Below are 6,000 nucleotides of genomic sequence, written 5' to 3'. Positions count from 1 at the left end.
TTGAAACTTTCTATACCAAAAACATTTTGCTGAATGAGGGCATCCGTGCTTGGATGGCTCCTCAAGATCAACCTCACGAACAATTTGTATTCCCTGAAGAAGTTCTACCTCGCGGTAACGCTCTCTAATAAATGATGAGAAACAAATAAGATGACCGTAATCCTGATTAAGGGCTATGGTTAACGATAACTGGCACTAACCAGATGATCGAAAGCCTGGGGGCATTTACAGTTGAAGCAAAAAATTGTGAAAAGTGCGATCCATTGCTTCCCAAAATATCCTCGGTAAAAGCCAGGAAAGTGCCAAAATTATCCATTACTTTTACTCCTCCGCCTTTTGGTGGGGGTTTTTTTATTTATGGTTAATATCTCTAAATTTATGTGTTATCTTAAGTAAAGATTACAAGCTCAGAGCAACAAAGCTCTGCCTTTTTGAAACTAAGACCGCTTAGGCAACAAGGAGGTGATGCCCATGATTGAAAGTAGTAAATGCATGGGTCATCAGGTTGCAGTTAGCCGGCTGCGTGCCGGGGCTGTTCTCTAAAAGCAAGCCTTAGTCATCTTGAGAGACTAAGTTAGCTCAAGTAGCTAGGCAAGCTCGGAGTTCCTTCCGGCAGTCTGGTTGCAACCTGAAGACCCGCTAGACCGCTCTGACTTAGATCTCCTGATCCAAATCAGAGCGGATAGTTTTTTTGGGTAACTTTTAATTTATCAATGCTTGCTCTTGAAAACCTAGATGCAAGTGCCATTTAAAGTATTTATTAACCAAAAGATATCTTTATCTATCCTTGGGAATTGACCGGACGTGAGCAACAGTGTCCATTTCCTTGGATAAACTTAAGTATGCACATAGATACATTTTTAGTTACTCTATCCTCGCATACTTTTAGTTTATATGAGCGATCAGAGAAGTCTCGCTCAATGATGTGCAAGAAGTAATAAAGCTATAAGCAGATGTGCATCCAATTTGCAATTTAGAAAGTTGGGAAGTCAGGAATTAGGAGCATTTTTCTTCTGGCTTCTGGCTCTTGACTATTAAGTGAATATGTAACTTGAATGCTGATTAGCTTAAAAGAGGAACTTCTGATATGGCAAAACTACTTTCTGAGACTGAAATTCAAGAACGAGCTAGCGTTCTGTCTAATTGGATAGTTGAAAAGTCCAAGTTGCAGACTACCCGCACATTTAAGGATTTTATCCAAGCAATTGAGTTTGTAAATAAGCTAGTGGAACCAGCCGAGTCTGCGGGGCATCATCCAGATATAGAGATTTCTTACAACAAGGTGAAGATTACACTCACAACCCATGATACAGGTGGGTTGACGCAGAAAGATTTTGATATGGCAGGGGTAATTTCCCAAATCAACTAAGTGATTTCTCTTGGCAAGCTGCTAAGTGTCTAAAGCCTTTCGCGATTTACCTAAGTGGGGATTAGTGAATGCCCAAAACCTTACTCCCTGCTTAGATATATAGATAACTTATGTGTGACAGTTATTAAGGCGATCGCTCCTATCTTGCCATCCCAGTCAGGTGTTTTATAATGTTATGATATAAAGATATGTTTTTGCATAAGTTAATTGCATAAATTTTTAACGATAAGTTAATCAGTTATTAGCTTTGCAAAAACTAAAATTGTAGTAGTGGCAACTATGCCTCATCCACAGGTTTCAATGAGATGTCGCATTTTTAAGAATTAGGTGCAACAAACGCAATTATCTATACAAGGTGTGAGGAGAAAAGGAAAGATGTCTAATCTCTTATGGAAATCATTAGTGGTTAGTCCAGCAGTTTTGGGAGCAACATTGTTAGTTTCAACAACAGCAATTGCGGCTCCAAATACCACCACTGAAGTATCATCAGCTGAGCAACCAAGCGTAACTACGCTTGCCCAACAACCAGAGTTGTTGGCTCAAACAGCTAATGATGCCAACGTTTTAGATCAAGTTAATCGCTACAGCAACGAAGGCAACAAGAACAGCACCCAGGCTCAGGTAACATCGGTTTCTCAGTTTTCCGACGTACAACCTACTGATTGGGCATTTCAAGCATTGCAATCCTTGGTTGAGCGCTATGGTTGTATTGCAGGTTATCCCAATGGTACTTATCGCGGTAATCGTGCTCTGACCCGTTATGAGTTTGCCGCTGGTTTAAATGCCTGTTTGGATCGAGTCAACGAATTAATTGCCACAGCAACAGCTGACTTGGTAACTAAGCAAGACTTAGCTACCTTACAGCGGTTACAAGAAGAATTCTCTGCCGAACTTGCAACCCTACGCGGTCGTGTAGATTCCTTAGAAGCGCGTACTGCTGAATTGGAAGCAAATCAGTTCTCTACCACCACCAAGCTAGTTGGTGAAGCCATTTTTGCAGTTAGTGATGCCTTTGGTGATGGAACTGGCGATGCTAACAACACCGTCTTCCAAAACAGAGTACGTTTAGGCTTGCAAACCAGTTTCACTGGTAGAGACGTTTTGACCACCCGTCTTGCAGCTGGTAATGCACAAGCTTTTGCAATACAAGACACTGCTGGAAACGCTATTCCCAGTTCTGAAGGCGCTCAAACTTTCCAAATCGGTAGTACTGGTGATAACAGCGTTGATATAGACAGACTGACCTATGAAGTTCCCATAGGCCCAGCTCAGGTTTATCTTGCGGCTGCTGGAGGACGACACAGCCATTATGCTGCTGTCAACAACCCTTACTTTTTTGACAAAACTGACGGTGGAAATGGCGCTTTATCTGCCTTTTCTTCTGAAAGCCCCATCTATCGGATTGGTGGTGGTGCAGGTATAGCACTTAACCTGCCTTTGGGTAGAGGTGGCGGTATTCTAGGAAACAGTTCAGTCACCGTAGGTTATTTGTCATCAGACGCCAATTCTCCTGGTGCAGGTGAAGGTGTTTTCAATGGTAACTATGCTGCTCTGGGTCAGTTGAACTTTAGTGTTAGCGATCGCTTAGCTTTAGCAGCCACCTATGTTCATGGATATAATGGCGACAATAGCGCTCTATTTGATTCGGGTTTAGGTCTGACTAACGCTGGTGGTGTTCCCCTTGGTGTAGTAGGTACTCAACAAGCGAATACTTTAACAAACTCATCTTCAAGTAACTCCTACGGTCTGTCAGCAGCGTTTAGACCAAGCGACAAACTGTCTGTTAGTGGCTTCGTAGCCTACACCGATGTCGTAGGTTCCGGTGCTGGTGATGATTTTGAATCTTGGACTTACGGTGCTGGGGTTGCCTTATCTGATTTTGGTAAGAGAGGTAACGTATTGGGTGTCTTCGCAGGCGCACAACCTTATGCTCTTAACCGCCCAGGTTTTGGTGGTGGCGATGTACCTTACCAAATTGAAGGCTTCTACAAATATCGTGTGTCCGATAACGTCTCAATCACTCCTGGCGTTATTTACCTGACTTCTCCTGGTCAAAACAGCGACAACGATGATGCAATTATCGGTACACTCAGAACAACTTTTACCTTCTAGAGTGTTGAAAATTTACTTGCAATTTTAAATCCTATTGCTCCCCGCCTCATGGCGGGGTTTTTTGTTTTCGGTAACGGCAACAAACAAACCCCAGTGAGTAACCGGAGTATACTGGAGAAAGAAGGAGTTATGAGTTGAAAATTCAAAACTCCTAACTGACGTCGTAAACAACTTTTTCTAAACAAGCTTTTCTGACAGAGGTGAGCGGGATCAAGTTTATAGCGCGTAAAATTCTAACTCCTAATTCTTAACTTATTGCTGCCTGTGGAACTATCGTGTAAATCTGAATATGCCATTCTTGCCTTATTAGAAATGGCTGCTCATTACGAAAGTGGCGAACCACTGCAAATTCGACAAATTGCAGCACAACAAAACATACCTGATCGCTATTTGGAACAGCTACTAGCAACTTTGAGGCGTGGAGGTATAGTTAAAAGTCAACGTGGGTCAAAAGGCGGTTACTTTTTGACGCGAGAACCTCGAAGAATAACACTTTTCGAGATTTTAGGCTGTTTGGAAGGTTTAGATATGGGGACGAGTGAAGAAGATATTAATACCAAGAATATAGACAGTTCTGTTATAGAAGAAATCTGGCTAGAAGCATCTCAGGCTGCTAACACAGTGTTGCAAAACTATACACTTCAAGATCTCTGTGAAAAGAGAGAATCACGTCGGCAACTGGATATCATGTATTACATTTAGTCATTTGTTGTTTGACTCATGCTCAAGAGAGCAAAGACAACTGACTAATGACTATTCACTAATAACTAAGGACTAATTATGCGAATTGCTCGTAACATTACAGAACTCGTTGGTCGTACACCTCTAGTGCAATTGAACCGCATTCCTGAAGCAGAAGGGTGTGTTGCTCAGATTTTGGTGAAACTAGAAAGCCTCAACCCATCCGCATCAGTTAAAGACCGGATTGGAGTAAGTATGATTAATACTGCTGAGGAAGAAGGGCTAATAACTCCTCGGAAGACAGTTTTGGTAGAACCCACCTCTGGAAATACAGGAATTGCCCTAGCAATGGCAGCAGCAGCTAAGGGTTATCGATTAATTTTAACAATGCCAGAGACGATGAGTGGAGAGCGACGGGCAATGTTGCGGGCCTATGGAGCCGAACTAGAACTAACGCCGGGTGCTGAAGGCATGAGTGGGGCAATTCGGCGGGCACAGGAGATAGTTGACACTACGCCAAATGCCTATATGTTGCAACAGTTCCGTAATCCGGCCAATGTAAAAGTGCATCGAGAAACTACAGCCGAGGAGATTTGGGAAGATACTGATGGACAGGTTGATATAATTGTGGCGGGGGTCGGAACAGGTGGTACGATCACTGGTGTAGCGGAAGTAATTAAAACACGCAAGCCGAGTTTTCAGGCGATCGCTGTTGAACCAGCTAATAGCCCAGTCTTGTCTGGGGGACGGCCTGGGCCGCACAAAATTCAAGGAATTGGTGCTGGGTTTATTCCCCAAGTGCTAAAAGTAAAATTGATTGATGAAGTGATTACCGTCACAGATGAAGAAGCGATCGCCTATGGTCGGCGTTTAGCAAGAGAAGAAGGCTTATTATCTGGTATTTCCAGTGGAGCCGCATTATGTGCGGCAATTCAAGTTGCCCAGCGTCAAGAAAACAAAGGGCGGTTAATTGTGTTGATTCAGCCCAGTTTTGGAGAAAGATATTTAAGTACACCATTGTTCCAAGACCTAGAGGCAAGGGTAGCAGCTAGCGTCAGCTAACGATAAATTAGATGAATGGTCGATTCTAACCACTACGAAACACTCAAAGTTAGTCAAAATGCCAGCCAAGCGGAGATTAAGCAAGCTTATCGCCGCTTGGTAAAATTATTTCATCCTGACAGTAATCAGGAAACAGCAGATAACGAGCGGATTATACGTATCAATGCCGCGTATGAGGTCTTAGGCGACACTCATAATCGTCTCAATTATGACCAACAACTACGAGATAGCTCTCAAAAATTAAATAGCGATCGTCAACAGCGTACAACTTCTGCTCAAAAGCGTTACAAAGCAACACGGCAAACAGGACGGGATGCTGACGAACAAGTCGATGAATGGCTGCGCCGAGTTTATCAACCAGTCAATCGCTTACTTTGTGGCATCCTCTATTCCTTGCAGGAACAAATGGACGAATTAGCCGCTGATCCCTTTGATGATGATCTGTTAGAAGAATTTCAAGAATACTTAAAAACTTGTCGAGATGACCTTAAGCAAGCACAAATGACTTTTCGCTCTCTGCCGAATCCTCCCAGTTTGGCAAGAGCCGCAGCTCACCTCTACTACACTCTCAGTCAATTAGGAGATGGGCTAGAAGAGTTGGCTTATTTCCCTTTGAGCTACGATGATCGTTATTTACACACAGGTCTAGAGCTATTCCGCATAGCTGAAAGATTGCATTGCGAGGCACAAGCATCGGTTGAGTAGTTAATGTCATTTGTCAAGAGTCAACAAGAGTCACAATTAATTTCTTTGGACTTTGGACTTTGGACTTTGGA

At 43.0% G+C, this 6,000-nt stretch carries 5 protein-coding genes and 1 pseudogene; all 6 read left to right on the top strand.

Going from position 1 to position 6,000, the window contains the following annotated elements; translation table 11 throughout:
• Positions 1 to 128 (top strand): annotated as a pseudogene (locus HCR01_RS32695) (photosystem II D2 protein (photosystem q(a) protein)); the annotation flags it as partial.
• Between the two features lie 959 nt (positions 129 to 1,087).
• Positions 1,088 to 1,369 (top strand): 4a-hydroxytetrahydrobiopterin dehydratase, encoded by a 282-nt coding sequence (locus HCR01_RS32685; RefSeq protein WP_193200134.1) that lies wholly within the window; start codon positions 1,088 to 1,090, stop codon positions 1,367 to 1,369.
• 375 nt (positions 1,370 to 1,744) lie between these two features.
• Positions 1,745 to 3,481: an iron uptake porin gene (locus tag HCR01_RS32680; protein ID WP_193200133.1), complete on the top strand. Its 1,737-nt coding sequence runs from the start codon at positions 1,745 to 1,747 to the stop codon at positions 3,479 to 3,481.
• A gap of 264 nt (positions 3,482 to 3,745) precedes the next feature.
• Entirely contained in the window at positions 3,746 to 4,183 is a 438-nt protein-coding gene (locus HCR01_RS32675) for an RrF2 family transcriptional regulator (RefSeq protein WP_162395792.1), read from the top strand.
• 78 nt (positions 4,184 to 4,261) lie between these two features.
• Positions 4,262 to 5,224 (top strand): cysteine synthase A, encoded by a 963-nt coding sequence (cysK, locus tag HCR01_RS32670; protein WP_193200132.1) that lies wholly within the window; start codon positions 4,262 to 4,264, stop codon positions 5,222 to 5,224.
• A 15-nt stretch (positions 5,225 to 5,239) separates the two neighbouring features.
• Positions 5,240 to 5,929 (top strand): J domain-containing protein, encoded by a 690-nt coding sequence (locus HCR01_RS32665; RefSeq protein ID WP_193200131.1) that lies wholly within the window; start codon positions 5,240 to 5,242, stop codon positions 5,927 to 5,929.
• Positions 5,930 to 6,000: the final 71 nt, after the last annotated feature.

Origin of the sequence: Nostoc sp. MG11 (assembly GCF_014904695.1) — a bacterium.
Lineage (GTDB): Bacteria > Cyanobacteriota > Cyanobacteriia > Cyanobacteriales > Nostocaceae > Komarekiella.
Note: the sequence above shows the minus strand (reverse complement) of the source record. Positions and strands in the feature narration are given on the sequence as shown.

Bases quoted from the DNA above. Each gene is read 5' to 3' on its own strand.
- HCR01_RS32685 (WP_193200134.1), top strand. From the start codon at position 1,088: ATGGCAAAACTACTTTCTGAGACTGAAATTCAAGAACGAGCTAGCGTT.
- HCR01_RS32680 (WP_193200133.1), top strand. From the start codon at position 1,745: ATGTCTAATCTCTTATGGAAATCATTAGTGGTTAGTCCAGCAGTTTTG.
- cysK (WP_193200132.1), top strand. From the start codon at position 4,262: ATGCGAATTGCTCGTAACATTACAGAACTCGTTGGTCGTACACCTCTA.
- HCR01_RS32665 (WP_193200131.1), top strand. From the start codon at position 5,240: ATGGTCGATTCTAACCACTACGAAACACTCAAAGTTAGTCAAAATGCC.